Here is a 24795-nt window from a genome sequence, read left to right as displayed (position 1 = left end):
CCGCCGCCGGCGGCCGCCGCCGAACGTGCCTTACCGTAGCGATCCCGTTCAACCCCCGTAAGGGGAAGCCGAGTTCGCCTGACCTTGTGGTGCGGTACGGGTGTGCTCACGGCGCCTCCAGGAAGTCGGTGCCCGGCAGCGGTCGGTGCGGGTCGTCGTAGTAGAGGGCGGCGCCCGCGGCCCAGTACATCTCCGTCCGCCCGGCGCTCACCCCTCTGCGCAGTTCGTGGATCTTCCACGGCAGCCGGTCGTGGGTGCGGGTGTCCGAGACCGCCTCGGCGACGCGCCGGTGGAACTCCTTGCAGACCGTGTCGGCCTCGGTCGTGCGCCGCTGGAGCAGGGCCACGCCGAAGCCGCTGTCGAGCAGCCGCACCACCCCGGCCGTGACGTCGGGGTCGGGCCGGGTCCCGTAGCGGCACAGAACCGGCACGGTCTCGTGGGCCAGGGTGCGCAGCCACGACGACTCCGGTACACGTACCCGCAATTCGTCCTCGCAGTCGACGACCTCGGCCCGGATGCCGGTGGCGAGCCCGGCGTTCCAGCGGGCCGGGCGCTCCGGCGCCGGGCCCTGGTACGGGCTGCGCAGCACCACCGGGCGTACGGCTCCCAGGCGCTGCCCGGACTGCGGCAGCACCCAGTCGTCGACCGGGAGGCCGAAGAGCGCGGGCGCGACGACGACCTGGAGCATGGCGGGGCTGCCCGGTTCGTCGCACCTCCGGAACGCCTCGGTGAGCGCGGCGGCGAGCCGGTCCGGGACGGTGCCGAGGGGGGCGCCGCGGCTGTCCTCGTCCACCGGTTCCGCCTCGCCGCCCCTGCGGTCCACGGCGACCCGCCAGTCGTACTGGTCGCGGGACCAGCCCTGGAGGTCCACATGGAGGACGACGCAGTCGCGGTCGCCGTACAGGACGGGTTCGGCCGCCGGGGCGCGGGCGGAGCTCTGGCGGTTCTGCTCCAGGCGCAGCCGGATGCCGGCCCATTCCACGTCGAGCAGGCGGCGCAGGTCCCTGGGGAGTTCGACGTCGGCGATGCGCTTGACCCAGCCCCACAGGGCCTTGGCGTTGCGCACCGAGAGCTGGCCGCAGGGCCGCTCGGCGGCGAGGACGCCCATGCAGTAGCGCACGATCAGTTCGAACCGGGCCTCGCGGTCGCGGGCGCGGGCGTCGTACAGCGCGCCGAGGCCGTCGCGCCAGCCGCGCGGCGCGGGGCGGTGGTCGCGGGCGTACACGCCGGGCAGCCGGTCGAGCAGCATCAGCAGGGCGCGGGTGCTGGCCGGGGGCGGCAGTTCGGCGAGCCGGCCCAGCAGGTCCACGCGCAGCTTGGGTCCGAGGACGCCGCCGGGCGGGACGGCCAGTTCGCTCTGTGCGTCGGTCCAGGTCCGTTCGGAGCCGGCGGCGCTGGTGTGGCGGTCGGCGTGGTAGCGGTCGTGGGCGTGGAAGACGGCCTGGTATATGTCGTCGGTCTCGGTCTCCACGGGGGTGGCGGGCACCTCCAGGGTGCGCAGCCGCTCGATGCCGACGGCGGTGCCGCCCTGGTGGCCGTCGAGCCGCGACTTGACGACGCCGACGACCTCGCCGCGTACGAGGTCCACCAGCGGGCCGCCGGACATGCCCAGCTCCACCCAGTCGCCGTCGAGCCGCACCACCTGCTCGGCGTCGCCGGAGCCGCCGTACGAGCCCTTGACGGTGCAGACTCCGCTGCGGTTCTGGAGTCCGCCGCCCTGGCCGGGGGCCCAGCCCACGCAGCGCACCTCGCGGCTGCGGAGCATCGCCTCGGACCGCTCGGTGACGTAGACGCAGGGGTGTTCGACGGGGCGCTGGAGCTGGATGAGCGCGAGGTCGGGGGCGGGCCAGCCGCCCGGCCCCGGCGGCCGGGCCGCGGGCAGTGCGGCGACGACCTTGCCGGGCACCTCGGTCAGTTCGGTGCCGTAGCGGTCCGCCTTGAACCACACGCCCACCATGCCGTCCTCCCCCCGCGTCGCCACGTGCGCGCATGTGAGGACCCAGCTGGGTGCGACGAAGAAGCCGCTGCCCAGGAAGTCCCCTGCCGGTTCGTCCTGGGCATACCCGGAGGGCGGGCGATGGATGCGCACGGTGGCGTCCTGCACGAGGTCCATGAGAGCGGCCTGGGCGGGCGTCAGCACCCCCTCTGCGCCCCCTCGGTCCTCGGAGGTCATGCCCGGCCGCCGTCCGTGTCGTCCGCACCACCGGGGTGTGCCGGTGCGCCGGGGGGTGCCCCGGCGGACGGGTGACCGGGGGGTGCGCCCGCGCCCGGCGGGGCGGTCGGGGGTGGCACGGGGGGCGCGAACGGGACGGGGGGCGCGGGCGCGGGGCCCGGCTCCGGGGGCGGTGCGGAGGTCTGCGCGGGCACGGGGGCGGGCGGGGGCGCGTCCACCGGGGGGCCGCCGCCGTTCCAGGTGAGGGTGACCGTGATGGCGCCCTTGGCCTCGCCGTCCGCGAGCAGTCCGACGATCTTGCCGGCCTTGGCGGTCAGCTCGATGCCGAACTCGACGCTGACCTCGTCCGGCCGCACCGCGCGCAGCGGCACGGCGAGCGAGCGCGCCACACCGGTCACCACGGAGTGCAGGCTCTCGACCCGCGCCTGCACCTGGTCCGCGAAGTCCCCGAACCCGGTGTCCGTGTAGGTCGGCCCGCCGCCGGGCGAGGGCCCGGTCAGCTCCTCCGCCCCGGAGATCCGGGCCCAGACCGGCGTACCGTCCGGCAGCTCAATGCGCGTAATCCGGGACCCACCGTCGCTCATGACAACCCCCCGTTCGCCAATTACCCGCAGATTAACGGCCGTAGTCGGTGGATGCGGGGTAGATCGACGAGGACACTCCGGGAGGTGGACGGGCGGGGCGGAGGGGTCCGGGGGCCGCTCTAGACTTGTGGCATGTACTTCACGGACCGCGGTATCGAGGAACTGGAGAAGCGGCGGGGCGAGGAAGAGGTCACCTTCGAGTGGCTCGCCGAGCAGCTGCGTACGTTCGTCGATCTGAATCCCGACTTCGAGGTGCCGGTCGAGCGCCTGGCGACCTGGCTGGCCCGGCTGGACGACGACGAGGACGACGAGTAGTCAGCCCGTCCGGTCCCCCTCGGGGACTTGTTCGGACACCCCCTCGGGCCCGCCGTCGCGGATGCGGTCGTAGGCGAGTCCCAGCGCGCCGTGCGCCATCAGCAGCACCCCGGCGAAGGCCCAGCCGCCGCTGCGCCTGGCCGCTCCCCACAGGGCGAGCGGCAGCCCGGCGGCGAGCTGGACGCCGGCCAGTGCGCGTGCCCTGGGCCCGCGCACCCAGGGGCCGAGCCGGCTGCTCTCCACGGCGCCGAGGTCGACCCTGACCGCGTCCCGCCAGCCGGTCCACTCGATGCGTTCGGCCCTCTCCCATGCCCCGGTGTCCGGCACCGGCCGGGCGGGCGGCTCGCCGGGGTCGAGGCCGGGCGGGAGCGTCAGACCGGTGCGCGTGAGTACGGCGAGCAGTCCGCGCAGCCTGGCGCGGGCGTCGGCGTCCGGGTCGGGCCGGGTGAGCGCTTCGAGCGCCTGCACGTCGAGTACGGGGTCGAGCCCGAGGCGCTCGGCGAACGTGCGCATGGCCTCGTCCTCACCGGCCGGGGTGCCGTCCGCCAGCCAGACGTAGCCCACCGGGCGGCGGAATCCGGCGGCCAGGGTGTATCCGGCCCGGTCACCGTCCCACCAGAGCGCGAGCACCGGCCAGGTGGAGCCGACCGCGAGCGCGGTGGCCCAGCCGCCCAGGACCCGGTCGACGGGTTCGGCGCGCTCCCCTTCGCCGGCCCGCGCGCGGCGGCCGCCCTGCCAGGGCTCGCCCTCCGGTACGAGGACGGTCCAGCCCTCCCCCGCCGGTGCGAGCAGCAGGGGTTCGCGCAGCAGGTGCGCGACCGGGCGCACGGCGTCCGGCACGGTCCGGCACAGCAGCAGGGCACCCACGGGTGAGGTCGCGTCCATGGATCACACGGTAGGACACCTCATCCCCTTCTGATCCTTTTTGTACGCCTTTACGGCGCCCCGCACCTCCGCGCACCCTCCCCCTTGCCGCCTTCCCGCCCACCCTCTCCTTGACTTCCCGAATCCGCGATATATCGTGTTGTTCAAGAGACGCGATATGTTGCGTCGTCCGTCTATCCGGGAGGTCAGATCCATGCCTGTCTCGACGTGGGCCGTCGCCGAGCCTCAGAAGCTGACCTTCGACGAACCCGTGACCGCGCTGAAGGTGCGCATCGTCAACGGCACGGTCAACGTCGTGGGCACCGACGAGCCGACCGCCCGCCTGGAGGTCTCCTCCGTCGAAGGACCCCCGCTGCTCGTGACGCAGGAGGACGGCGTCCTGACCGTGGCCTACGAGGACCTGGCCTGGCAGAACCTGCTGAAGTGGCTGGACCGCAAGGAGTGGCGGCGCACCGCGGTCGTCTCGCTGGCGGTCCCCGCCTGCTCGACCGTGGAGGTCGGGGTCGTGGGCGCCGGGGCCTTCGTCTCCGGGGTCCGGGGCCGCACCGAGGTGCGCGGCGTCACCGGGGACACCACGCTCGTCAAGCTCTCCGGGCCGGTCGGCGCGGAGACGGTGTCCGGCAGCGTGGAGGCCCAGTCCGTCACCGGTGACCTGCGGTTCCACTCCGTGTCGGGGGATCTGACGGTCGTCGAGGGGGCGGGCGCCTCGGTGAAGGCGGACTCCGTCAGCGGCGGCATGGTCCTCGATCTCAACCCGACCGGGAAGCCCACGGACATCCGGCTGACCACGGTCTCCGGCGAGATCGCCATCCGGCTGCCGCACCCGGCCGACGCCAGGGTGGAGGCCAACACCGCGAGCGGTTCCGTCTCCAACGGCTTCGAGGACCTGCGGGTCAGCGGACAGTGGGGCTCGAAGAAGATCACCGGCACGCTGGGCTCCGGCACCGGAACGCTGCGGGCGACGACCGTCTCCGGGTCTATCGCGCTGCTGCGCCGCCCACCGGCCGAAGACGAACCGTACGAGGCCCAGCCGGCCGGAAAGGTGCTCTGACATGCCTCCCGTTTTCGCCCACGGCCGACTGCGCCTCTACCTCCTCAAGCTGCTCGACGAGGCCCCCCGGCACGGCTACGAGGTGATCCGCCTGCTGGAGGAGCGGTTCCAGGGTCTCTACGCGCCCTCGGCGGGCACGGTCTATCCGCGGCTGGCCAAGCTGGAGGCCGAGGGCCTCGTCACCCACGCCACCGAGGGCGGCCGCAAGGTCTACTCGATCACCGACGAGGGCCGCGCCGAGCTGGCCGGACGCACCGGTGAACTCGCCGATCTGGAGCTGGAGATCCGCGAGTCGGTCGCCGAGCTGGCCGCCGAGATGCGGGACGACGTGCGCGGGGCTGCGGGCAAGCTGCGCAGCGAGATGCGGGCGGCGGCCGACGAGTCGCGCCACACCTCCGGCGGCGGCATGGGGGCCGGTTCCGGTGCCGGTCCGGGGCTCAAGGACCCGACCTTCGGCGACCTGGGCGACAAGGAGGCGTGGCGCACCGCGAAGGAGGAGCTGCGCAAGGCGAAGCAGGAGTGGAAGGAGCAGGCCCGCCGCGCGAAGGACGAGTCCCGGCGCGCCCGCCAGGATGCCCAGCAGGCCCGCCGCCAGGCGAAGGAGGCCCAGGACAGGGCGCGCGAGCAGATGCAGAACGCCGCCCGCCAGGTCCAGGAGCACTTCGCCCGCGGCGACTGGCCGGCCGGGGTCCGCGAGGGCCTGGCCGAGATCACCGGCCAGCTCGGCGGCTTCGCCCGTACGGGGAACTGGGCCGCCCCGTACCTCAAGCCGGACGCGGCCGACGCGGACCCCGACCCCGACTGGGGCATGGACGCCGGCGGCACGGGCGACCCGGCCCGCGATCTGGACCGCCTGCTCGACCGCTTCCGTGACGAGATCCGCGACACCGCCCGCGACCACGGGGTGACGGAGCCCCAGCTGAGCGAGATCCGCGGCCATCTGGCGACGGCGGCGGCCCGGATGGCGGCGACGCTGCGCGGGGACGGGGCGAAGTAGCGCGCCGTTCGGGGCGCGGCAGCGACGGGGTGGGGCGGAGCCGGGGCAGCCCGGCACGAAACCGGGGCGTCGAGGCGGGGCGGCGAGGCGGGTCAGCCCGCCTTGCGGTGGCCCTCCGTGCCGCCGCCCGCCCCGAACAGCGCGCGTTCCACCGCCCCGTAGGCGGCCCCGTGATCGGCGAGCACTTCCGCGACCGGCCCCGGCGTGGCGGCGAGGGCCAGCAGGAGGTGTTCCGCGCCGATGGTCCGGTCCGCGCGCCCGAGCGCGACGCGCAGGGACTTCTCCAGGATCTTCTTCGCGCTCCGGGAGAAGGACGGGCCGCCCGACCAACGCCGCCGGGCGCCCCGGTCGCCGCGCAGGGCTCCCTCGCCGTGCGCCTCCTCGATACGGGCGACGACCGCGGTGACGTCGATGCCGATGTCCGCGAGCGCCTCCGAGTCGGCCCTGGTCATGCCGCCCCGCCGGCGTACGTCGGCGAGGGCGGCGGTCACGGAGTCCCTGCGGTCCGCGAGGCCCAGGGCGGTGATCGCGAACGCGGCCCGGCCGCCGTCCCGGTCCAGCAGGGCGAGCAGCAGATGTTCCTCGGTGACCGTGTCGGCCCCGGTCCGTTCGGCGTGCGCCACGGCTTCGGTCACCGTGGCGCGGGCGTCCTTGGTGAATCGCTCGAACATCAATGCCTCCCGTACTTCTTGTGCACGGCCTGCCGGCTGACGCCCAGTTCGGCGGCGATCTCCTGCCAGGACCAGCCCTTGGCGCGGGCGCTCCTGACCTGTACGGCTTCCAGCTGCTCCAGCAGCCGCCGGAGCGCGGCGACCGACCGCAGCCCCACACGGGGGTCGCGGTCGCCCGCACGCTCGGCGAGATCCGTTGCTTCGGTCATGATGTCAACCTACATTGACACCCCGACCGCGTCAACCGTTGTTGACAGTGAGCACGATCTTCCCGAAGTGGTCGCCCGCGGCGAGCCGTTCGAAGCCCGCGCGGGCGCGGTCCAGCGGCAGCACCTCGTCGATGACGGGGCGCACCCCGGTCGTGGCGCAGAAGGCGAGCAGGTCCTCCAGCTCGTCCTTGGAGCCCATGGTCGAGCCGACGACCTTCAGCTCCAGGAAGAAGATCCGGGTCAGCTCGGCGTGCGAGGGCCGGTCCCCGCTGGTCGCGCCGGAGATGACCAGGGTGCCGCCGGGCCGCAGCGACTTGACGGAGTGGGACCAGGTGGCGGCGCCGACCGTCTCGATGACGGCGTCCACCCGGTGCGGCAGCCGCGCGCCCGCCTCGAACGCCTCCGCGGCGCCCAGCTCCACGGCCCGCGCGCGCTTGGCCGCGTCGCGGCTGGTGGCGTACACGCGGAGCCCGGCGGCCCGGCCCAGCACGATCGCGGCGGTGGCGACCCCGCCGCCGGCGCCCTGGACGAGGACGGAGTCCCCCGGCCGCACCCCGGCGTTGGTGAAGAGCATGCGGTAGGCGGTCAGCCAGGCGGTGGGCAGGCAGGCGGCCTGCTCGAAGCTGAGTTCCCTCGGCTTGGGCAGCACGTTGTACGTGGGCACGGTGACCTGCTCGGCGAAGGTGCCCTGGTAGCGCTCGGTGAGGATGGAGCGGGGCTCGTCCGGCCCGACCCCGTGCCCGGTCTGGCCGATGACGGAGTGCAGGACGACCTCGTTGCCGTCCTGGTCGATCCCGGCGGCGTCGCAGCCGAGGATCATCGGGAGCCTGTCCGCGGCGAGGCCGACGCCGCGCAGGGACCAGAGGTCGTGGTGGTTGAGGGAGGCGGCCCGGACGTTGACGGTGGTCCAGCCCTGACGGGCCCGCGGCGCCGGGCGATCGCCCAGTTCGAGGCCGTTCAGGGGGTGGGCGGGGTCCAGGCTGGCTGCGTAGGCGGCGAACATGCCGCCGACGATAGGGGCAGGGGTACCGGCGCGTAACCGGCTGCGGGTGTGACACGCACCGCGCACCGGGGACGCCGCCCCGGCCCCCGCTCCCCGAACGCCGGCAAGGCTGTCCTCGGAGCGGGGGTACGGGGGCAGCGGCCCCCGCAACGCCTCAGCGCCGGGCGACGCCCTCCGCACGGGCCGCCGCCGCCACCGCGGCCGTCACCGCCGGGGCCACCCGCTCGTCGAACGGCGAGGGGATCACGTAGTCGGGCGCCAGCTCGTCGCCGACGACGTCCGCCAGCGCGTTGGCCGCCGCGATCTTCATGCCCTCGGTGATCCGGGAGGCCCGGACCTGGAGCGCCCCCGCGAAGATCCCCGGGAACGCCAGCACGTTGTTGATCTGGTTCGGGTAGTCCGACCGCCCGGTCGCCACGACGGACGCGTACTTGTGCGCGATGTCGGGGTGGACCTCGGGGTTCGGGTTGGCCATCGCGAAGACGAACGCGCCGGGCGCCATCGAGGCGACCGCCGCCTCCGGGACCGTACCGCCGGAGACGCCGATGAAGACGTCGGCGCCGGCCAGCGCCACCTCCAGGGGGCCGGAGATGCCCGCCCGGTTGGTGAGTTCGGCCAGTTCGCGCTTGACGTCGGTCAGGTCCTCGCGGTCCCGGCTGACGATGCCCTTGCGGTCGGCCACGGCGACGTCGCCGAGCCCCGCCGCCAGCAGGAACTTGGCGATGGCCACGCCCGCCGCGCCGGCGCCCGAGATGACGGCGCGCAGGTCGCCCAGGTTGCGCCCGGACAGCTTCGCGGCGTTGCGCAGGGCGGCCAGCGTGACGACGGCGGTGCCGTGCTGGTCGTCGTGGAAGACCGGAATGTCCAGCCGCTCCTGGAGCCTGCGCTCGATCTCGAAGCAGCGCGGCGCCGAGATGTCCTCCAGGTTCACCCCGCCGAAGGACGGGGCGAGCCGGACGACGGTCTCCACGATCTCGTCCGCGTCGGTGGTCGCGAGCGCGATCGGCACCGCGTCCACGCCGCCGAACTGCTTGAACAGGATCGCCTTGCCCTCCATCACGGGGAGGGACGCCTCGGGACCGATGTCGCCGAGGCCGAGCACCGCCGTCCCGTCCGTGACGACGGCGACGACCTGGGACTTCCAGGTGTAGTCGTGGACCAGCTCGGGCTGCTCCGCGATCGCGGAGCACACCTTCGCCACGCCCGGCGTGTACGCCAGGGACAGGTCGTCCTTGTCCCGGATCGGGACGGTGGCCTGCACGGCCATCTTCCCGCCCCGGTGAAGGGCGAAGGCCGGATCGAACGGCTCGTCGGTGGTGCTGTCGGTGGTGCTGTCGCTGCGAGGATTGACGATCTCCGCTGCCATGGTGTTGACCCCTTAAGTCTTCATCGTTTGAGGGTGGCCACTCCTGGTTGAGGAGGGGTGGGCGGGCACCGCGTACGCGCCCTGCGCCTGGCGGTTGGCCGCCCCGGCAGGGGGAGGTACGTACGCGCGGGCGCGCCGCACACGCGCCCTGAGCCCCGGATGAGGGGTGTAAAGGTCTTTCTTACCGGACGGACCCGGCCACGGACGAGCCGATATCGACTCCGTGACATGACTCATAGTCGCCTATCTGAACAGGTCGGCCTTGTGCCCTGCCTGAGTCCGCCACGCGGGACGCGCCGGAGATCCTCCGGCCGCGACGCGTGAACCCCTGAAATGGTCCGGCTCCGGTGTGCCGGCCTCAGAAGGTTCGGGGATCGCCCGTTATCCGATTTTGACATGCCGGGCCCCCTGTTCGGGCTAATCCGCATGGCAACATGCCGTAATCACACAAGGCGACGACACTCGACACTGCGTGCCAACGCCGCCCGGTCACTCGTCCCCACTCTGCCGGAGGAACCCGAACATGACCGCACGTATCGCCCGTCGTACGGCCGCGAAGACCCGCATCGCCGCGGTCGGCGCCATCGCGGTCGCCGGCACCATGCTGCTGACCGCCTGCGGCGACCAGACGAAGAGCAACGACGCCGGCGGCTCGGCGACGGCGAAGACCGGCGCCACCGCCTCCACCGGCACCCTCACGCCCGCCGAGATGCTGCCCGAGGAGATCCGTTCCAAGGGCGTCATCCGGGTCGGCTCCGACATCGCCTATCCGCCGGTCGAGTTCAAGGACAAGTCCGGCGAGACCGTCGGTATCGACCCGGACCTCGCCGCCGCGCTCGGCAAGGAACTGGGCGTGGAGTTCAAGTTCGAGAACGGCACCTTCGACACCCTGATCACCGGCCTGCGCTCCAAGCGGTACGACATCGCGATGTCGGCGATGACGGACACCAAGGAGCGCCAGAACGGCATCGACCCGGAGACGCAGAAGAAGGTCGGCGAGGGCGTCGACTTCATCGACTACTTCACCGCCGGTGTCTCGCTCTACACCAAGAAGGGCGACGACCAGGGCATCAAGACCTGGGCCGACCTCTGCGGCAAGAAGATCGTCGTCCAGCGCAACACTGTCTCGCACGACCTGGCCAAGGCCGAGTCCAAGAAGTGCCCGGACGGCAAGAAGATCGCCATGGAGCCGTTCGACAACGACCTGGAGGCCCAGACCCGGCTGCGCTCGGGCGGTGCCGACGCCGGCTCCTCCGACTTCCCGGTCGCCGCGTACGCGGTGAAGACCTCGGGCGGCGGCAACGACTTCCAGCTCGTCGGTGACCAGGTCGAGGCGGCCCCGTACGGCATCGCCGTCGCCAAGGGCAACGACGAGCTGACCCAGGCCATCAAGGCGGCCATGGACGCGATCATCAAGAGCGGCGAGTACGACAAGGTCATCGCGAAGTGGGGCGTCGAGGCCGGCGCGGTCACCGAGGCCAGGATCAACGGCGGTTCCTGACCGGCGTCCGGTGCGGAGAGGCAGTTGAAAGGCATCAGCCGTGACTGACATCAAGAAGACGGGACCGGCCGGCGGGCCGCCCGCGTCCCCCACCGAGGCGGGGTCCGCGCCGGAGGCCATCAAGGCCGTCCCGGTGCGGCACTACGGCCGCTACGTCTCGGCGCTCATCGCCATCGCCGCGCTCGCGTCGATCGTGTACGCCTTCAGCCAGGGCAAGATCAACTGGGGTGCGGTACCGGACTACTTCTTCGACGATCGCATCATCGACGGCGTCGGCCAGACGCTGCTGCTGACCGCCCTGTCGATGCTGATCGGCGTGGTCGGCGGCGTGCTGCTCGCCGTCATGCGCCTGTCGAAGAACCCGGTGACGTCGTCGATCGCGTGGTTCTACATCTGGTTCTTCCGGGGCACCCCGGTCCTGGTCCAGCTGTTCGTGTGGTTCAACCTGGGGCTGGTCTTCGAGTACATCAACCTCGGGCCGATCTACAAGGACTACTGGTCGAGCTTCATGACGCCGCTGCTGACGGCGCTGCTCGGGCTCGGCCTCAACGAGGCCGCGTACATGGCGGAGATCTGCCGGGCCGGTCTGCTCTCGGTGGACGAGGGCCAGACGGAGGCGTCCCACGCGCTGGGCATGAGCCACGGCAAGACCCTGCGGCGCGTCGTGATCCCGCAGGCCATGCGGGTGATCGTGCCGCCCACGGGCAACGAGGTCATCAACATGCTGAAGACGACCTCGCTGGTGGCGCAGGTGCAGTTCTACGAACTCTTCAAGAACGCCCAGGACATCGGGCAGGTGTCCGGAGCACCGGTGGAGATGTACTTCCTCGCCGCCGCCTGGTACCTGATCATGACCTCGGTGCTCAGCGTGGGGCAGTACTACCTGGAGCGCTACTACGCGCGTGGATCGAGCCGCAGCCTGCCACCCACCCCGTTGCAGAAGCTGCGGTCGACGGTGCTGTCGGTCGGCCGCCCGAAGGGAGGCATCGCATGACCGCGATGGTCAAGGCCGAGGGCGTCCACAAGTCCTTCGGCGCCGCGCACATCCTCAAGGGCATCGACCTGGAGGTGGCCCCGCGCGAGGTGTTCTGCCTGATCGGCCCGTCCGGTTCCGGCAAGTCCACGTTCCTGCGGTGCATCAACCACCTGGAGCAGATCAGCGCCGGCCGGCTGTACGTGGACGGCGAGCTGGTGGGCTACCGCCAGAAGGGCGACAAGCTGTACGAGCTGAAGGACAGCGAGGTCGCCCTGAAGCGCCGGGACATCGGCATGGTCTTCCAGCGCTTCAACCTGTTCCCGCACATGACGGCGCTGGAGAACGTCATGGAGGCGCCCGTCCAGGTGAAGCGCGAGGCCAAGGCGGTCGCCCGCGCCCGTGCCGAACGGCTGCTGGACCGGGTGGGCCTGGCGGACAAGGCGCGCAACTACCCCTCGCAGCTCTCCGGCGGACAGCAGCAGCGGGTGGCCATCGCGCGGGCGCTGGCCATGGAGCCGAAGCTGATGCTCTTCGACGAGCCCACATCGGCGCTCGACCCGGAGCTGGTCGGCGATGTGCTCGACGTGATGCGGGGCCTGGCCGAGGACGGGATGACGATGGTCGTCGTCACCCATGAGATGGGCTTCGCCCGCGAGGTCGGCGACGCGCTGGTCTTCATGGACGACGGCGTGGTGGTCGAATCCGGCCATCCTCGCGATGTCCTGACCAACCCGCAGCACGACCGGACGAAGTCGTTCCTGTCGAAGGTGCTCTAGAAGGTTCTCTGGCGGATACGTGAAGGGGTGGTACGGGCCGGTGCGGCCCGTACCACCCCTTCACGCGCGCCGGTCACGTCGCCGGCAGCAGCTCCGTACGCAGCATCAGCTCGCGCAGCTGCGCGCGGGTGAGCGGCGGGCTGTCCAGCAGCGGCCCCTGCACCACGTCGGCCTCGAAACCGGTGCTGTCGCGTACGCCGAGCAGACTGCCGTCGGCGAGGACGAGCCGGGCGGCCAGCTCGGGGCCCCACTGCGGGGTGCCGCCCTCGCCGTAGTCCATGGCGTCGCTCCAGATGGTGAGCACCCGGCCGCCGGACAGCTCCTCGCGCACGCAGTCGGTACGGGCGGGCGCCCCCTTGTCCGGCTTGCACAGGTCCGCCGCCGGGTCGCTGTTCCCGAGCTTCTTGCGTACGGCCGCGGCGTCCATGACGTCCACGGTGAGGTAGCCGACGCCGCCGTCCCGGCGGACCGCGTACTGCCCGTCCAGCGGCCCGTTCCTGGGCGGCTCGGGGGGCAGGGGCGAGGCGTGCTTGATGATGTCGGCGAACGACACCTCCTCGACCTCGCCGACCCCGGAGGGCAGCAGTTCGGCCAGCCGGGCGGCCCGGTCGGTGGCGCCGGGCGCCTTGGCGGATGAGGCCACCGACGAGGTCTGCGGGGTGTCGGTCGCGGAGGAGGAGAGCTGGGGCACCACGAACGCCCCCGCCGCCACCGTGCAGACCGCCGCCGCCGACACCGCGGCCCGGCGGCGCCACCGCACCCGTGCGGCCCTGGCGTAGACCGCCTCCGTGCTGATGACCGGCCGCCCGGCGTCCTCGGCGGCCCGCCCCAGCAGCTCGCGCACGTCGTCGCTCATACCAATACCTCCGCCATCTCGGCGCGCAGCGCCGCCAATCCCCGAGCCGTGTGGCTCTTGACCGTGTTCTCCCGCATCCCGAGCGTCGCGGCCGTGGCCTCGACGCTCAGGTCCTCCCAGTAGCGCAGCACCAGCACCGCCCGCTGCCTGGGCGTGAGCCGGGCGAGCGCCGCCCGGACCGCCAGGCCGGTGTCCGTGTCGGGTGTCCGCGCGGCCCGCTCGGGCAGTTCCCCGTACGCCTGCTCGCGGCGCCAGAACCGGCGGCGGGCGGCGATGAAGGTGTTGACCAGGGTTTTGCGCGCGTATGCCTCGATGTTGTCGAGCCGGCCGTGCCGCCGCCCGCCGAGCACGACCTTGACCAGGGTCGTCTGGACCAGGTCCTCGGCCTCGTCCCGGTCGCCGCAGAGCAGGAACGCGCTGCGGAACAGGGCGGTGCGTCTGCTCTCGACGAAGGCGTGCAGCGCGGCATGGTCATCGCTCCGCATCCTCGGTGTCCTTCCCCCGGCCCGCGGGCGCGGACCGTCTCACCCTTCCAGTGCGGTGGGCGGCACGGCGGGTTGCGGTGTGTGCGGAAGAATCTCGATGGGCCGCACCCCCTCCCGCTATGTAATACCCTGTAGCCTTAACCACCCATTACGTCACCCCGCACCGCTCCATACCGCCCCGCACCACCCCGTACCGCCCCGCCCTGGACCGACGCCGTAAGGACGACTCGTGGAACTGGCCCTGTACTCGGACTACGCCGTACGCCTGGTCAACACCGAGGAGCCGGCCCGGAACAGGGACACCCTGACGTCGGTGGAGGCCGTCCGTGACCTGTTCCGCGAGAACGCCCAGGCGGCCCGGCGCGCGGCCGACGCGGACGTCACCCGGTTCCGTTCCGTACGGGCCCGGCTGCGCGCGGTCTTCGAGGCGGCCGACGAGGGGGACGAGCGGCTGGCGGTGGACCTGCTCAACTCGCTGCTGCTGGAGTTCCCGGTGAGCCCGCAGATCTCCGGCCACGACGTGCGCGACGCGGACGGCACGCCGGACTGGCACATGCACCTCGCGGACCACCCGTCCAACGCCACGGCGGGGTACGCGGCGATCGCGGCCATGGGTCTGGCGTTCCACCTCACCTCGTACGGGGTGGACCGGCTGGGCCTGTGCGAGGCCGCGCCCTGCCGCAACGCGTACCTCGACACCTCGACCAACCGCTCCCGCCGCTACTGCTCGGACCGCTGCGCCACCCGGGCCAACGTGGCGGCCTACCGGGCCCGCAAGCGCCTGGAGACCGAGCGCGCCGCGGAGACCGGGCGCAGCGCGGAGACCGCCCAGCCCAGTACGCCGCGCACCGTGCGCTGATCGCGGGTCAGCGGCCGGTAGCGTGCGCTGACCCGGGCCAGCACGAGTTCCTCGGGGACGGTTCCGTAGTCGGTGGAGTCGCCGCCCGCGTAACTGTTGTCGCCCAGCACCCACCAGCCGCCGGCCCGGCGCTCCACGGCGCGCTTCACGACGAGCAGGTCCTGCTGGAACGGATGACGCAGGATCACCACGTCCCCGGGGCGCACCGGCGCCCCGTACCGCACGAGCAGCCAGTCCCCGTGGTGCAGCGTGGGCACCATCGAGGGGCCCGTCACCTCCACCACCTGAAAGGGCACCCGCGCCGACAGCCCGCGCGCGGGCCGCTCACCGCCCGGCTCCGGCACCTCCGGCACGTCGCTCATCTCCTCCCGCACCTTCCCCATCCGTCCAGTACACCGTCCACGACAGGCTTTCGTACATTCGGCCGTGGGTCCCATCCTCTTCCCGGACTTTTGGCCTAAGCCCCTGGGGGCACTCGCTGAAAGAGGCTTCTCACGGAGTAATGTCCCACCTGAGAAGACGATCACGAGGAAGGACAGCTCAATGCTTTCCCGCCTGTTCGCCCCCAAGGTGAAGGTCAGCGCCCACTGCGACCTGCCCTGCGGCGTGTACGACCCGGCCCAGGCCCGCATCGAGGCGGAGTCCGTCAAGGCCGTCCAGGAGAAGTACCAGGCCAACGAGGACCCGCACTTCCGGGCCCGCGCGGTGGTCATCAAGGAGCAGCGTGCCGAGCTCGCCAAGCACCACGTCTCGGTGCTGTGGAGCGACTACTTCAAGGCCCCGCACTTCGAGAAGTACCCGCAGCTGCACCAGCTGGTCAACGACACCCTGAAGGCCCTCTCGGCCGCCAAGGGCTCCACCGACCCGGCCACCGGCCAGAAGGCGCTGGACCTGATCGCGGAGATCGACAAGATCTTCTGGGAGACCAAGAAGGCCTGATCTCTGGTTAGGCCGTCCGACCTGCGGTTTCGCTGGTCGGACTCCCTACCGGTCCGCACCCGGTCCGCAGGCCGCCGAGCACGGCGTCCATCACGGACCGGGTGCGGTCTTTTCAGGTCAGCCCGGTATCCGCCGACGGTACGCCATCGTGATCAGCCCGGCAGCAAAGCTGACCGCCGCCACGACTGCGGCCGCGACGCTGGTGGACTCCATCAGCAGAACCGCCCACGGGTACGGCCTCTGGTCTCCTGCCAGGCCGGTGACAATGCTGAACATGACGAACATGGTCGCCGCCGCGCCACCGGCCATCGGGCCGTACCAGCTGTGTACGAGGAGGGCGAGGCCCAGCACCATGACAGTGTTCCGTCCGCCCGCCACCGCTGTCGGCATGTCCAGGAAGTCCCCGAGTACGAACCCCAGCCCCGTCGCGCTCACCCCCAGAAGCAGGAGAGCCAGCCGGTCGATGACGGCGACCGCTCGCGCCGCTGTGGTTTCGGTGGCGATGAGGCGCCGGCTCATGCAGTACATCGTCGGGATGCACAGGATGAGCGGGACGAAGTTCATCAGCTTGACCGAGAAGGTGCCCTGCGCGGCGATCTGCGGAACCTTTGCCACGTCGTCGCGCACGAGCACAAGGAGAAGCGTCCAGGCAGCCAGCGCCACAGGCAGCACCCAGATTCTTCGCGTGCGCGCCCAGAGGGTCAACGGGCCACCCCCGGTGCAGTGTCCGCCGGGTTCTCCAGCCGCGGGCCCAGCGCTCGGCCCCGCTCCTTCTCGGCCTTGGCCGCCGCCCGGGCCTTCTCATGGACCTGCTCGTCGCAGGACTTGAGGTAGCTCAACTCCTGTTTGTACCAGGCGTACTGCTTGGCCTTGGGGAGGCTGCGCACCCAGCGTGCACGGTACGCGCCACTGGGGCCGTAACTGCGGGTGACCTCTTCCTCCGACATCCCGACCGTCAGGCCGACCCAGGCGAAGGCGGCTCCGCGCCCCGGGTAGACGTAGTCATCAGGAAGGCCGGGGCAGTCGTGGAGCCCTGACGGAACCAAGGCGCTGACGTAGAGGCCCCGGCTGCGGTGCCGGGTCACCGGCTTCTGGAGATAGGTTCGCCAGGTATCGCGTGCCAGCGGCAGATCGTCCGAGACGAAGGCCAGCTTCCGGGGTGGGGTGAACCCGACCTCTCGCAGGCGGGGCAGCGCCTCTTGAGCGGAGCGATGCAGCGCGGGGATGTCGTCGGCGAACTCGCCGGGGACACAGATCACCGGAGCAGTTCGCTCACACGTCGTTGCCCAGGTGCGGGGAACGGTGGGGTCGGCGTAGCGCGGGGCGTCACTCACCAGGGGGTACGACGCTCCGAAGCCCGCGAGGACGCAGCAGGCCATGGCGGCGGCGCGCAGCGCCGGACGTGAGAACAGGCTCAGCGCGACAAGGCCGAGCAGCAGTCCGAGAGCCAGGATCGCCGGTGCCATGAGGTAGGCGCGGTCCACGACATCCGTATAAGTCGGAGTGCTCATGTCGAATCCGGATATCGCCCGCAGCCATGGGACACCCAGCGTATAGGCGACGAAGACCCACAGCGCCGTGATCACCACCGCAAGGGGGCGGGCGACAACAGGTGGAAGGGAGAGTCCGAGGAAGAAACCGACTGCTACCGCACTGAAGGGGACCGCAAGACTCCGGACCACGGGAACGGTGTCGTGGAACCCCGGTGCGTGGCCTCCCAGATAGCTGATCACCAACAGGAAGGACGCCACCCAGCTGATGATCACCAGGGCCAGGCTGGGGGTCAGCGCATCGACGAATACGCGCAGCAGGTGACGGCTGGACGGAGCTGCCGCAATCCGAGCCCTGCGAAGCCTCCCCGCGTCCCAGGCAGCCACCAAGGCAATTCCCAGCGCGGCGATCCTCAGAGCCACCGACACCACGACGATGGAATCCTCACCGGTCAGCGGTCTGGGCTGGTAGGCGGTGAAATATACGGCAAGAGCCACCGTCGGGGCTCCGAGCCCGATGACGGCCGAGTGCCGGGCGAAGGGGAATCGGTTCACCACGAGATCGCCCCATCGATCTCGGTGAAGGCCTGATAGGCGGAGGTGGCACGCTGCTCGTCGGATGCCGCCGTCGCGCTCGCATGGGAAAGGAAGTCCATCACCGTCCCCGAGAAACGCACCTGCCCGTCCAACAGGACCACGACCGACTCGTACGAGTTGGCGATGTCGGAGGTGTCGTGAGTGGAGAGAACAATGTGCACCTCCTTCGACAGATCGGCGAGAATCTGGTGGAAGACCTGCCGCTGCCGGGGATCCATGCCCGCTGTCGGCTCATCGAGGAGAAGGACCTCCGCGTCATGCACGAGGGCCTGAGCCACTGCGACGCGCCGCTGCTGCCCTCCGGAGAGCTCCTGCACCTTGTCATCCGCCCGATCGGCCAACTCCACGCGACGCAGGGCTCGGAGAGCTTCACGCCACGCCTCGCGCCGGGACATCCCCTTGAGCCAGCCGGAGTACGCGACCTGATCCCGGGCCGTGAGCCCCGGCACCTGCTCCACCTGCTGAGGCATCCACGCCACACGCCTACGGAACGCGGGCAGCGCGCGACGCCGGCCAGTGCTCAGGCCGCCATAGGTGACTGAACCGGAGTCAGGACGCAGCGCAGATGCACACAAGCCCAACAGGGTACTTTTTCCCGCTCCGTTCGGCCCCAGAAGCACGGTGCGCCCAGGCGGCAGCGTATAGCTGAGATCACGCAGTACCGGGCGTCTACGCCGATAGGAGAAGGAACACTCGAACATCGAAATGGGCATGCGACACCTTGGTGTTTCAGTGTGGGGTGCCTCTCTCTGTTTCAAAAAGAGGCAGGTGGAGACCTGCGTTTCAGGTCTCCACCCAGGCATTCAGAATCCAGTGTCACCTATGGACTGACCCGCGATTCCTGACGGACAGCCCTCAGAAAGACATACGGGTCGTATCAACGCTGATCGTCGGGCCCACTACCGAACTGCCACCGACCTCGGTAATACGGAAGTAGTAGTCGTGACCTTCGCTTCCGGCACCCCACTCGCCGGACGAGGTTCCGCCCTTGAAGCATGCCGTGTAGGTCTTCTTGTCGAATCCGGTGTCGGGTCCGATGACAGCACGTCGCAACTGAACAGTCACACTCTTCGTCACGCCCGAGCCCGTATGGCATCCGGTGAAGTCGACCTTGTTCGGGCCGGTACCCCCATCATCGGTCACATACTTCGAGGTGAAGCCGGCGACTCCACCCGTTATGTATGAGTACTTCACGACAGCCCAGGCAGGGCTTGCGAGGGCCAACGGGAGGGTCGCGACGGAAGCAACCATACCGACTCGCTTCCAAGTTTTACGGGTTCCGAACTTATGCACAGTTGCACCTCTCGTTTGGAATTGCGGGCATGCGTGTGCATCACGAGGCGAATTGATTGAAGGCCGCATTGACGGACCGCCCCCCGCGATAACGCTTGAGTGTACATCAACTGCCCCAACAATGGCGGCAGTTATTCCTTTAATCGCGATGTGACCGCTTTGCGTATGCCCTTGCGGATTTCGCGGAGTCCTGGCTACGTGCCCCTCCCGCGACCGGATTCCCGAGCGACCGACGAGGTCACCGAAGTGTCACCGCACGCATTGCGTGGGCCGAGCCCTGTGTCGAAGGGGTATGAGGTCGTACGCCGTGTCGGCGCCGCTCTACCGACACCTGTCGGACGGCGGCGGCCCGCTGGGCTCAGCCCGCCGGCAGTGCCCGCAGCCGTGCCGCCCACGGGTGGGCCGCGCTCTCCGTCAGGGTGATCGTCTCCGTCAGCCAGGCGCGGGCGTGGTCGTCCAGGGCCGGCAGCGCCTCCTCGAAGTCCCGCTCGTCCTTGGGGCGCCGGGACCTGGACTTGTAGAGCAGCTGGACCTCGGGGGCGAGGTAGGGGATGCCCTCGTCCGATACCCGGCCGAGCCGGGCAAGCGGGAGGCGGACGCGGGGGTCGCGGCGGTAGACCCAGTCCCCGCCGGCCACCTCGTCCAGCATGAACTGCAGGCGCCACGGCTCGTCCGGGCCCGGCCGGCACCAGAGGTCGTGGACGGCGGCGGGCAGCGTCTCACCGGGGTGCCAGGGCCGCAGTGTGCCGGGCGGGTCGGCGGCCCACCAGTCCCAGCCGGGCAGGACCCGCCGCACCTCCGCCTGGGCGTCGCGCGGCACGAGCACGTCGATGTCGCCGTGGTCCCGGAAGGCACGGCCCACCGCCAGCTCGACCGCGTACCCGCCGGCGATCCACCACGGCGAGCGCAGCGCCGTGAGCAGACGGACGGCCTCGGCGAGCGGCGGCGGGTCCCAGGGGCCCCAGGGGGTCTCCGTGCGCACCGGGTCAGTCCCGGAGCAGATGGCGGTAGCTGTCGGGGTGTTCGCGCAGATAGGTGGCCAGGTCCATGGCGGGGCGGCCGGTGAGGGTCGGTACGGCGTCCGAGACGGTGGCCATCTCGCCGGCCGCGATGGCCTCGTACGAGGTGACCCAGCCGGCCACCTCCCAGTCGGCGGCCCCGTAGTGCTGCCGGGACGCGTACGCCTCCTCGCGGGTCTCGGGCTCGTAGGTGACGGTCCGTCCGGTGACCCGGCTGAGCTCCTCGGCGGCCTCGGCGAGGGTGAACGCCTCGGGGCCGGTCAGGTCGTAGGTGCGTCCGTCGTGCGAGGGACCGGTGGCGTCGGTGCCGGCGAGGAGGACGGCGGTGGCGGCGTCCGCGATGTCCTCGTGGGCCACTGCGGCGACCCGGCCGTCACCGGCGGGGCCGCGCAGCACTCCGTCGGCGCCGGTCATGGCGGGAAGCCCGGCGAGATACCAGCTGTCGCGCAGGAAGGTGTACCGGACGTCGGTGGTCCGGATGTGCGCCTCGGTCTGCCAGTGGTCGCGGGCGAAGGTGAACGTGGCGTCGGGGGCGGCGCCCAGGAAGGAGAGGTAGACGATGCGTTCGACGCCGACGGCGACCGCCGCGTCCACCGCCGTCGTGTGCTCGTGGACCCGGTCGGGGCTCTCGTGCGCCGAGACGAGGAACAGGGTGTGGGCCCCGGCCAGGGCGCGGCGCATGGCCTCGCCGTCGCCGTAGGGGGCGGGCGGCGCGGGGTCGGCGCCGGGGAGGTCGGGCAGCCGGGAGGGGTCGCGGCCGAGCAGCCGGACGGGGACTCCGGCGCGGGCCAGCCGGGCGGCGACCCGGCCGCCGAGGGCGCCGCTCGCGCCGGTGACAGCGGTGAGGGGGCCGCCGGTGACCGTCCGGGACGGGGTGTCGGGGGCGGGGCTCATGCGCGGGCGCCTCCCTCGGGCCGCCAGGGGCGCACGTCCACGACCGCGTCGACCGGGAGGGGCCCGTACAGGTGGGGGAAGTCCTCGCCGCCGGGTTCGCCGGGCTCGTACCGCACCGGGGCGGTGAGCCGGTCGGAGTCGATGACGAGCACCACCAGGTCCTGCTCCGCGGCTGCGGGCCGGCTTCCCGCGCCGTACAGCGCCTCGGCCACGGCGGGCAGTTGGTGGGGCAGCGAGCAGTGGATGAAGCCCTCCTCGTGCAGGGTGCGGCCGCGGGTGGACATCTCGTACGTCCCGATCCCGCGGGCCGCCTCCCAGAGCGGGCCTTCGGTGATGTGCAGCAGTTCAGCCATGGCCCGAGGCTAACGCGGCGGCGGCCACCGGGCCGGGCCCTGTGGATAACTCCTGACCGCGTCGGCGCGTCCCCGGCCGCCGGGGACGACACCCCCTAACCGGCCAGAAGCTTCGCCTCCGTCTCCGGGTCGAGGCCGGTGGCCGGGCGGTCCGGGCGGTGGGGTGCCGTGCCGCCCAGTCCGCACAGCCAGGTCCAGGTGTCGGCGACGGTCTCCGCCACCGGGCGGCAGCGCAGCCCGGCCGCGTACGCCAGGCCGACATCGCCCTGGTGGAGGGTGTCGTACAGCTCCCCCGGCGGCAGCCACACGGGCAGGTCGGTCCACGGTTCGACGCCCGCCGCGAGGATCGTCTCCGCCGGGGTCCAGCGCAGCTCGGCGCCGGAGCCGGTGGCGCGCACACAGGCGTCGAGCAGTCCGCCCATGGTGGTGTGGCCCGGCCTGCTGACCAGGTTGTACGCGCCGTGCAGCCCGCGTTCCGCCGCGTCGAGCACCCAGTCGGCGAGGTCGCGCACGTCGATGTACTGGATGTCGGTGTCCGGGGTGCCGGGGGCCAGGACCGGGCCGCCGCGGGCGATCCGGTTCAGCCACCAGGGCAGCCGGCCGATGTTCTCCCAGGGGCCGAGGATCAGCCCGGCCCTGGCGAGGAGGGCCCGGTCGCCGAAGGCGTCCAGCGCGGCCAGTTCGCCGCCGCGCTTGGCCAGCGCGTACGACTCGCCGTCCCCGGCGTCCGGCGAGGCGCCCCCGACCAGCGGGCCGTCCTCGGTGAGACCGGCCGGCGCCGGATAGTCGTACACGGAACGGCTGGATATGTAGGTGTACCGGGCGGCCCGTGCGGCAAGCAGCCGGGCCGCGTCCCGTACCGCGGAGGGCGCACCGCTCCAGGTGTCCACGACGAGGTCCCAGGAGTGGCCCCCGCCGTCCGGCGCCCCGGCGACGGCGAGCGCGGCCAGGCCGTCCCCGGCGGTGCGGTCGCCGATGAGTTCGGCCGTACCGGGCGGGGGCGCGTGGTGGCCGCGGTGGAAGACCGTGACCTCCCAGCCCCGCGCGAGGGCCGCCTCGGTGACGGCCCGTCCGACGAACTGCGTACCGCCCAGCATCAGAAGCCTCATGGGACGACTCTGCCCCGTACCGGGCCGGTGCGGAACCGGCCACGCTCTCGGCTGAATCCGCCGGAACCGGGAACTCCCACCAGGGGTCAGGAGCGGGCGAGCGGGCTGCGGTGGCGCAGCAGCCACTGGTGGTATCCGGCCACGCGCCGCGCCGCCTCCCGGTAGGCCGCCTCCAGTTCCTCGTAGGCGGCGGTCATGTCCGTGCCGGGCCGGGAGACCAGCAGGAGCCGTACGGCGAGGGGGTCGTCGCGCAGGGGGCGGATCGCCATGTCGTCGCGGGGGCCCGAGGTCGGCTGGCAGGGGGCGACCGCCTCGCCCAGCACGACGAGGGAGGCGGCGGTGAGGTAGTCGCCGTGCAGCACGACGGGTGCCACGCCCGCCTCGCTGAACATCCGGCGCAGCCCGTCCCATTCACCGTCCACCGTGGGGTCCACCATCCACCGGTCGGCGGCCAGGTCGGCCAGGTCGACGACGGGCAGGGCGGCGGCGGGGTGGTCGCGGGCCATGGAGACGAACTGCGGTTCGCGCTCCACGAGGACCCGCTGCTCCAGCCCGTCCGGGACGGTGAGCGGACAGCCCTCCACCTCGTGGACGAAGGCGACGTCCAGCCCGCCGGTGCCGACCGCGCGGAGCAGGGCGTGCGCGGAGACGTCCACCCGCAGCGAGATGTCCGTGCCGGGCAGCCGCAGGCGCAGCCGGCGCAGCCAGCCGCCGATGACCCGGCTCGCGGTGCAGCCGATGCGCAGCCGGGGGCCCTCGGCGTGGGCGACTTCCGCCCTGGCGTCGCTGACCAGGGCGGACAGGCCGTCGACGAGGGGGCGGGCGCGGCTGAGGACGGCGCGGCCGAGGAGGGTGGGACGGCAGCCGGTGCGTTCGCGGCTGAAGAGTTCGGCGCCCACGGCGTTCTCGATGCGGCGAAGTTGGGTGGTGAGTGCGGGCTGGCTCACGCCCAGGGTGCGGGCCGCCCGGTGCAGGCTGCCGGTGTCGGCTATGGCGCACAGCGCCCTGAGGTGTCTCACCTCAAGCTCCATGCTGCCGAGGTTAGGGCGGCCCGTCCGGCCGCACCATGGGCCGTAACCCTGCCAAAGGCGGGCGATTCACCGGGCGTTGGGCAACCGGAAAGCCGGTGTGCACGAAAAGGGCGCACGGAGGTGATAGGGCCGCGTTATCACCGGCTGACATCATCCGCGCGGGCTCCGCTTCCCCGAAACTCTCTCCGTACCACTCCCGTCCGAGTCCGATCAGCGGACGGGTTCCCCTGACAGGTAACTGGTAGGAGACCCCCCACATGAGACACCCCAGGACCGTCATGTCGGCCGTTTTCGGCCTCGGCCTCTCGCTCGCCGCCACGCTGGGCACCGCCCCCGCGATCGCCGCGCCGGTGGCCGCCCCCGCCCCGTCCGCCCACCTGGCGTACACGGCGAAGTCCGGTACGCAGGAGAACGCCGCGGGCAACAAGGCGTTCTTCGAGGCGGTCGCGAAGTCGGTGGCGGAGAAGCGGGCGGCCCATCCGAACGCCCTGGCCGTCACGGTCGTCTACAGCGCCGCCAACGCGCCGAGCTTCCGCTCCCAGATATCCAGCAGCGCATCGATCTGGAACAGCTCGGTCTCCACCGTCCGGCTCCAGGAGGGCTCGAACGCCGACTTCGCGTACTACGAGGGCAGCGACCCGCGCGGCTCCTACGCGAGCACGGACGGCCACGGGCGGGGCTACATCCTCCTGGACTACGCGCAGAACCGGCAGTACAACTCGACCCGCGTCACCGCCCACGAGACCGGCCACGTGCTGGGTCTCCCGGACCACTACTCGGGTCCGTGCAGCGAGCTGATGTCGGGCGGCGGTCCCGGCACGTCCTGCACCAACCCGTACCCGAACGCCGCGGAGCGGAACCGGGTGAACTACCTGTGGCAGTACGGCTTCGCGGCCACGCTGACCAAGACCGCTTCCTGACCGCAGGCTTCCGGGGAGCACGCTTCCCGGAAGCACCGCTCGCACCGATGGGCCGCCTCGCAGGACGAGGCGGCCCGTCGCCGTCAGCCGGCGCCGTATTCGGTACGCACCAGGGTCAGGAGTTCGTCCAGGGTCAGGCCGAGGCCGCGCGCCTCGCCGACCGTCTCGCGGACCCGTTCGAGGAGGCGGGCGCGGTGCGGGGAGGCGCCGTCGGCGATGGCGGCACCCCGGCCCCGGCGCAGTTCGATCAGGCCCTCCTCGCGCAGCCGCTGGTAGCCGCGCAGCACCGTGTGGACGTTGACGCCGAGTGATTCGGCCAGGACCCGCGCGGCGGGCAGCCGCTCGCCGGGGGCCGCCGCGCCGTCGGCCACGGCGCGGCGCACACAGGCGGCGATCTGGTCCCCGAGCGGCACGGTGGAGGTGGGATCGACCCGGAAGAGCAT

29 protein-coding genes are annotated in these 24795 nt (G+C 71.8%); 9 read left to right on the top strand and 20 right to left on the bottom strand.

The genetic code is table 11. The features are described from left to right. Window positions 1-106: 106 nt before the first annotated feature. A complete protein-coding gene (locus OG710_RS21110; RefSeq protein WP_330240712.1) occupies window positions 107-2173 on the bottom strand; it encodes a VMAP-C domain-containing protein in 2067 nt (688 codons plus the stop codon). Beyond that, complete coding sequence (locus tag OG710_RS21105; protein ID WP_330240711.1) at window positions 2170-2757, bottom strand: CU044_2847 family protein; 588 nt, start codon at window positions 2755-2757, stop codon at window positions 2170-2172. The genes OG710_RS21110 and OG710_RS21105 overlap by 4 nt, the downstream gene beginning before the upstream one ends. A gap of 132 nt (window positions 2758-2889) precedes the next feature. Between OG710_RS21105 and OG710_RS21100 the strand changes: the two genes are divergently transcribed. Then, on the top strand, window positions 2890-3072 hold the full coding sequence (locus OG710_RS21100) for a DUF6104 family protein (RefSeq protein WP_019058231.1): 183 nt from the start codon (window positions 2890-2892) through the stop codon (window positions 3070-3072). Here the strand turns inward: OG710_RS21100 and OG710_RS21095 are convergent, their stop codons facing one another. Further along, window positions 3073-3957, bottom strand: a complete 885-nt coding sequence (locus tag OG710_RS21095) for a hypothetical protein (RefSeq protein ID WP_330240710.1) — start codon at window positions 3955-3957, stop codon at window positions 3073-3075. Between the two features lie 193 nt (window positions 3958-4150). Here OG710_RS21095 and OG710_RS21090 point away from each other — a divergent pair, with 193 nt between their 5' ends. Together OG710_RS21090 and OG710_RS21085 are read left to right on the top strand one after the other, a co-directional pair. Then, window positions 4151-5008: a DUF4097 family beta strand repeat-containing protein gene (locus OG710_RS21090; RefSeq protein ID WP_330240709.1), complete on the top strand. Its 858-nt coding sequence runs from the start codon at window positions 4151-4153 to the stop codon at window positions 5006-5008. Between the two features lies 1 nt (window position 5009). Next, window positions 5010-6005: a PadR family transcriptional regulator gene (locus OG710_RS21085; protein ID WP_330240708.1), complete on the top strand. Its 996-nt coding sequence runs from the start codon at window positions 5010-5012 to the stop codon at window positions 6003-6005. Between the two features lie 92 nt (window positions 6006-6097). Here OG710_RS21085 and OG710_RS21080 read toward each other — a convergent pair whose 3' ends face one another. The 4 genes from OG710_RS21080 to OG710_RS21065 all read right to left on the bottom strand — a co-directional run bounded on the left by OG710_RS21080 (window position 6098) and on the right by OG710_RS21065 (window position 9254). Further along, complete coding sequence (locus OG710_RS21080; RefSeq protein WP_330240707.1) at window positions 6098-6676, bottom strand: Clp protease N-terminal domain-containing protein; 579 nt, start codon at window positions 6674-6676, stop codon at window positions 6098-6100. Then, complete coding sequence (locus tag OG710_RS21075; RefSeq protein WP_018102716.1) at window positions 6676-6885, bottom strand: helix-turn-helix domain-containing protein; 210 nt, start codon at window positions 6883-6885, stop codon at window positions 6676-6678. Before OG710_RS21075 ends, OG710_RS21080 begins: the two co-directional genes overlap by 1 nt. A gap of 31 nt (window positions 6886-6916) precedes the next feature. Then, window positions 6917-7888, bottom strand: coding sequence for a zinc-binding dehydrogenase (locus OG710_RS21070; RefSeq protein ID WP_330240706.1), 972 nt, complete (start codon window positions 7886-7888; stop codon window positions 6917-6919). 154 nt (window positions 7889-8042) lie between these two features. Then, window positions 8043-9254, bottom strand: a complete 1212-nt coding sequence (locus tag OG710_RS21065; protein WP_330240705.1) for an NAD(P)-dependent malic enzyme — start codon at window positions 9252-9254, stop codon at window positions 8043-8045. 523 nt (window positions 9255-9777) lie between these two features. On the opposite strand from OG710_RS21065, the gene OG710_RS21060 reads away from it, so the two are divergent. Genes OG710_RS21060 through OG710_RS21050 form a run of 3 tightly spaced genes read left to right on the top strand, consistent with a single transcriptional unit; the run spans window position 9778 to window position 12507 of the window. Continuing rightward, complete coding sequence (locus OG710_RS21060; RefSeq protein WP_330240704.1) at window positions 9778-10755, top strand: ABC transporter substrate-binding protein; 978 nt, start codon at window positions 9778-9780, stop codon at window positions 10753-10755. Between the two features lie 40 nt (window positions 10756-10795). Further along, the gene (locus OG710_RS21055; protein WP_330240703.1) at window positions 10796-11749 is read left to right on the top strand and encodes an amino acid ABC transporter permease; all 954 of its coding nucleotides are present in this window, start codon (window positions 10796-10798) and stop codon (window positions 11747-11749) included. Next, the gene (locus OG710_RS21050; RefSeq protein WP_330240702.1) at window positions 11746-12507 is read left to right on the top strand and encodes an amino acid ABC transporter ATP-binding protein; all 762 of its coding nucleotides are present in this window, start codon (window positions 11746-11748) and stop codon (window positions 12505-12507) included. The genes OG710_RS21055 and OG710_RS21050 overlap by 4 nt, the downstream gene beginning before the upstream one ends. Before the next feature lie 73 nt (window positions 12508-12580). Here the strand turns inward: OG710_RS21050 and OG710_RS21045 are convergent, their stop codons facing one another. Then, window positions 12581-13363: a hypothetical protein gene (locus OG710_RS21045; RefSeq protein ID WP_330240701.1), complete on the bottom strand. Its 783-nt coding sequence runs from the start codon at window positions 13361-13363 to the stop codon at window positions 12581-12583. Next, a complete protein-coding gene (locus OG710_RS21040) occupies window positions 13360-13848 on the bottom strand; it encodes a SigE family RNA polymerase sigma factor (RefSeq protein ID WP_330240700.1) in 489 nt (162 codons plus the stop codon). The genes OG710_RS21045 and OG710_RS21040 overlap by 4 nt, the downstream gene beginning before the upstream one ends. A gap of 229 nt (window positions 13849-14077) precedes the next feature. On the opposite strand from OG710_RS21040, the gene OG710_RS21035 reads away from it, so the two are divergent. After that, window positions 14078-14707, top strand: coding sequence for a CGNR zinc finger domain-containing protein (locus tag OG710_RS21035; RefSeq protein ID WP_111338118.1), 630 nt, complete (start codon window positions 14078-14080; stop codon window positions 14705-14707). Here the strand turns inward: OG710_RS21035 and sodX are convergent. Beyond that, window positions 14611-15069: a nickel-type superoxide dismutase maturation protease gene (gene sodX / locus OG710_RS21030; protein WP_330240699.1), complete on the bottom strand. Its 459-nt coding sequence runs from the start codon at window positions 15067-15069 to the stop codon at window positions 14611-14613. The genes OG710_RS21035 and sodX overlap by 97 nt on opposite strands. 181 nt (window positions 15070-15250) lie before the next feature. Here sodX and sodN point away from each other — a divergent pair, with 181 nt between their 5' ends. After that, entirely contained in the window at window positions 15251-15646 is a 396-nt protein-coding gene (sodN, locus tag OG710_RS21025) for a superoxide dismutase, Ni (RefSeq protein WP_239223397.1), read from the top strand. Window positions 15647-15763: 117 nt separating this feature from the next. Here the strand turns inward: sodN and OG710_RS21020 are convergent, their stop codons facing one another. The 9 genes from OG710_RS21020 to OG710_RS20980 all read right to left on the bottom strand — a co-directional run bounded on the left by OG710_RS21020 (window position 15764) and on the right by OG710_RS20980 (window position 23432). Continuing rightward, entirely contained in the window at window positions 15764-16351 is a 588-nt protein-coding gene (locus OG710_RS21020) for a hypothetical protein (RefSeq protein ID WP_330240698.1), read from the bottom strand. Continuing rightward, window positions 16348-17694, bottom strand: coding sequence for a DUF7224 domain-containing protein (locus OG710_RS21015; RefSeq protein WP_330240697.1), 1347 nt, complete (start codon window positions 17692-17694; stop codon window positions 16348-16350). The genes OG710_RS21020 and OG710_RS21015 overlap by 4 nt, the downstream gene beginning before the upstream one ends. After that, entirely contained in the window at window positions 17688-18446 is a 759-nt protein-coding gene (locus OG710_RS21010; RefSeq protein WP_330240696.1) for an ATP-binding cassette domain-containing protein, read from the bottom strand. The genes OG710_RS21015 and OG710_RS21010 overlap by 7 nt, the downstream gene beginning before the upstream one ends. Before the next feature lie 142 nt (window positions 18447-18588). Further along, the gene (locus tag OG710_RS21005) at window positions 18589-18927 is read right to left on the bottom strand and encodes a hypothetical protein (RefSeq protein ID WP_330240695.1); all 339 of its coding nucleotides are present in this window, start codon (window positions 18925-18927) and stop codon (window positions 18589-18591) included. Window positions 18928-19384: 457 nt separating this feature from the next. Beyond that, window positions 19385-20008 carry a nucleotidyltransferase domain-containing protein gene (locus OG710_RS21000; RefSeq protein ID WP_330240694.1) on the bottom strand — a complete coding sequence of 208 codons (624 nt, stop codon included), beginning with the start codon at window positions 20006-20008 and terminating at the stop codon, window positions 19385-19387. A 4-nt stretch (window positions 20009-20012) separates the two neighbouring features. Beyond that, window positions 20013-20939: an SDR family oxidoreductase gene (locus OG710_RS20995; protein ID WP_330240693.1), complete on the bottom strand. Its 927-nt coding sequence runs from the start codon at window positions 20937-20939 to the stop codon at window positions 20013-20015. Beyond that, window positions 20936-21292 (bottom strand): DUF952 domain-containing protein, encoded by a 357-nt coding sequence (locus tag OG710_RS20990; protein ID WP_111338111.1) that lies wholly within the window; start codon window positions 21290-21292, stop codon window positions 20936-20938. Before OG710_RS20990 ends, OG710_RS20995 begins: the two co-directional genes overlap by 4 nt. A 95-nt stretch (window positions 21293-21387) precedes the next feature. Then, window positions 21388-22389 carry an NAD-dependent epimerase/dehydratase family protein gene (locus tag OG710_RS20985; RefSeq protein WP_330242307.1) on the bottom strand — a complete coding sequence of 334 codons (1002 nt, stop codon included), beginning with the start codon at window positions 22387-22389 and terminating at the stop codon, window positions 21388-21390. 98 nt (window positions 22390-22487) lie between these two features. Beyond that, on the bottom strand, window positions 22488-23432 hold the full coding sequence (locus tag OG710_RS20980) for a LysR family transcriptional regulator (RefSeq protein ID WP_330240692.1): 945 nt from the start codon (window positions 23430-23432) through the stop codon (window positions 22488-22490). A 257-nt stretch (window positions 23433-23689) separates the two neighbouring features. On the opposite strand from OG710_RS20980, the gene snpA reads away from it, so the two are divergent. Continuing rightward, the gene (gene snpA / locus OG710_RS20975) at window positions 23690-24352 is read left to right on the top strand and encodes a snapalysin (protein WP_443064282.1); all 663 of its coding nucleotides are present in this window, start codon (window positions 23690-23692) and stop codon (window positions 24350-24352) included. A gap of 83 nt (window positions 24353-24435) precedes the next feature. Here the strand turns inward: snpA and OG710_RS20970 are convergent, their stop codons facing one another. After that, a complete protein-coding gene (locus OG710_RS20970; protein ID WP_111338107.1) occupies window positions 24436-24795 on the bottom strand; it encodes a GntR family transcriptional regulator in 360 nt (119 codons plus the stop codon).

It is taken from the genome of Streptomyces sp. NBC_00525 (genome assembly GCF_036346595.1).
In the GTDB taxonomy this organism is placed as follows: domain Bacteria; phylum Actinomycetota; class Actinomycetes; order Streptomycetales; family Streptomycetaceae; genus Streptomyces.
This window is presented reverse-complemented; position numbering and strand designations above follow the sequence as displayed.

What these genes read in the sequence shown, in the direction of transcription:
- OG710_RS21110 (WP_330240712.1), bottom strand. Translation starts at nt 2,173, where the DNA reads ATGACCTCCGAGGACCGAGGGGGCGCAGAGGGGGTGCTGACGCCCGCC.
- OG710_RS21105 (WP_330240711.1), bottom strand. Translation starts at nt 2,757, where the DNA reads ATGAGCGACGGTGGGTCCCGGATTACGCGCATTGAGCTGCCGGACGGT.
- OG710_RS21100 (WP_019058231.1), top strand. Translation starts at nt 2,890, where the DNA reads ATGTACTTCACGGACCGCGGTATCGAGGAACTGGAGAAGCGGCGGGGC.
- OG710_RS21095 (WP_330240710.1), bottom strand. Translation starts at nt 3,957, where the DNA reads ATGGACGCGACCTCACCCGTGGGTGCCCTGCTGCTGTGCCGGACCGTG.
- OG710_RS21090 (WP_330240709.1), top strand. Translation starts at nt 4,151, where the DNA reads ATGCCTGTCTCGACGTGGGCCGTCGCCGAGCCTCAGAAGCTGACCTTC.
- OG710_RS21085 (WP_330240708.1), top strand. Translation starts at nt 5,010, where the DNA reads ATGCCTCCCGTTTTCGCCCACGGCCGACTGCGCCTCTACCTCCTCAAG.
- OG710_RS21080 (WP_330240707.1), bottom strand. Translation starts at nt 6,676, where the DNA reads ATGTTCGAGCGATTCACCAAGGACGCCCGCGCCACGGTGACCGAAGCC.
- OG710_RS21075 (WP_018102716.1), bottom strand. Translation starts at nt 6,885, where the DNA reads ATGACCGAAGCAACGGATCTCGCCGAGCGTGCGGGCGACCGCGACCCC.
- OG710_RS21070 (WP_330240706.1), bottom strand. Translation starts at nt 7,888, where the DNA reads ATGTTCGCCGCCTACGCAGCCAGCCTGGACCCCGCCCACCCCCTGAAC.
- OG710_RS21065 (WP_330240705.1), bottom strand. Translation starts at nt 9,254, where the DNA reads ATGGCAGCGGAGATCGTCAATCCTCGCAGCGACAGCACCACCGACAGC.
- OG710_RS21060 (WP_330240704.1), top strand. Translation starts at nt 9,778, where the DNA reads ATGACCGCACGTATCGCCCGTCGTACGGCCGCGAAGACCCGCATCGCC.
- OG710_RS21050 (WP_330240702.1), top strand. Translation starts at nt 11,746, where the DNA reads ATGACCGCGATGGTCAAGGCCGAGGGCGTCCACAAGTCCTTCGGCGCC.
- OG710_RS21045 (WP_330240701.1), bottom strand. Translation starts at nt 13,363, where the DNA reads ATGAGCGACGACGTGCGCGAGCTGCTGGGGCGGGCCGCCGAGGACGCC.
- OG710_RS21040 (WP_330240700.1), bottom strand. Translation starts at nt 13,848, where the DNA reads ATGCGGAGCGATGACCATGCCGCGCTGCACGCCTTCGTCGAGAGCAGA.
- sodX (WP_330240699.1), bottom strand. Translation starts at nt 15,069, where the DNA reads ATGAGCGACGTGCCGGAGGTGCCGGAGCCGGGCGGTGAGCGGCCCGCG.
- sodN (WP_239223397.1), top strand. Translation starts at nt 15,251, where the DNA reads ATGCTTTCCCGCCTGTTCGCCCCCAAGGTGAAGGTCAGCGCCCACTGC.
- OG710_RS21010 (WP_330240696.1), bottom strand. Translation starts at nt 18,446, where the DNA reads ATGCCCATTTCGATGTTCGAGTGTTCCTTCTCCTATCGGCGTAGACGC.
- OG710_RS20995 (WP_330240693.1), bottom strand. Translation starts at nt 20,939, where the DNA reads ATGAGCCCCGCCCCCGACACCCCGTCCCGGACGGTCACCGGCGGCCCC.
- OG710_RS20990 (WP_111338111.1), bottom strand. Translation starts at nt 21,292, where the DNA reads ATGGCTGAACTGCTGCACATCACCGAAGGCCCGCTCTGGGAGGCGGCC.
- OG710_RS20985 (WP_330242307.1), bottom strand. Translation starts at nt 22,389, where the DNA reads ATGCTGGGCGGTACGCAGTTCGTCGGACGGGCCGTCACCGAGGCGGCC.
- OG710_RS20980 (WP_330240692.1), bottom strand. Translation starts at nt 23,432, where the DNA reads ATGGAGCTTGAGGTGAGACACCTCAGGGCGCTGTGCGCCATAGCCGAC.
- snpA (WP_443064282.1), top strand. Translation starts at nt 23,690, where the DNA reads ATGAGACACCCCAGGACCGTCATGTCGGCCGTTTTCGGCCTCGGCCTC.
- OG710_RS20970 (WP_111338107.1), bottom strand. Translation starts at nt 24,795, where the DNA reads ATGCTCTTCCGGGTCGATCCCACCTCCACCGTGCCGCTCGGGGACCAG.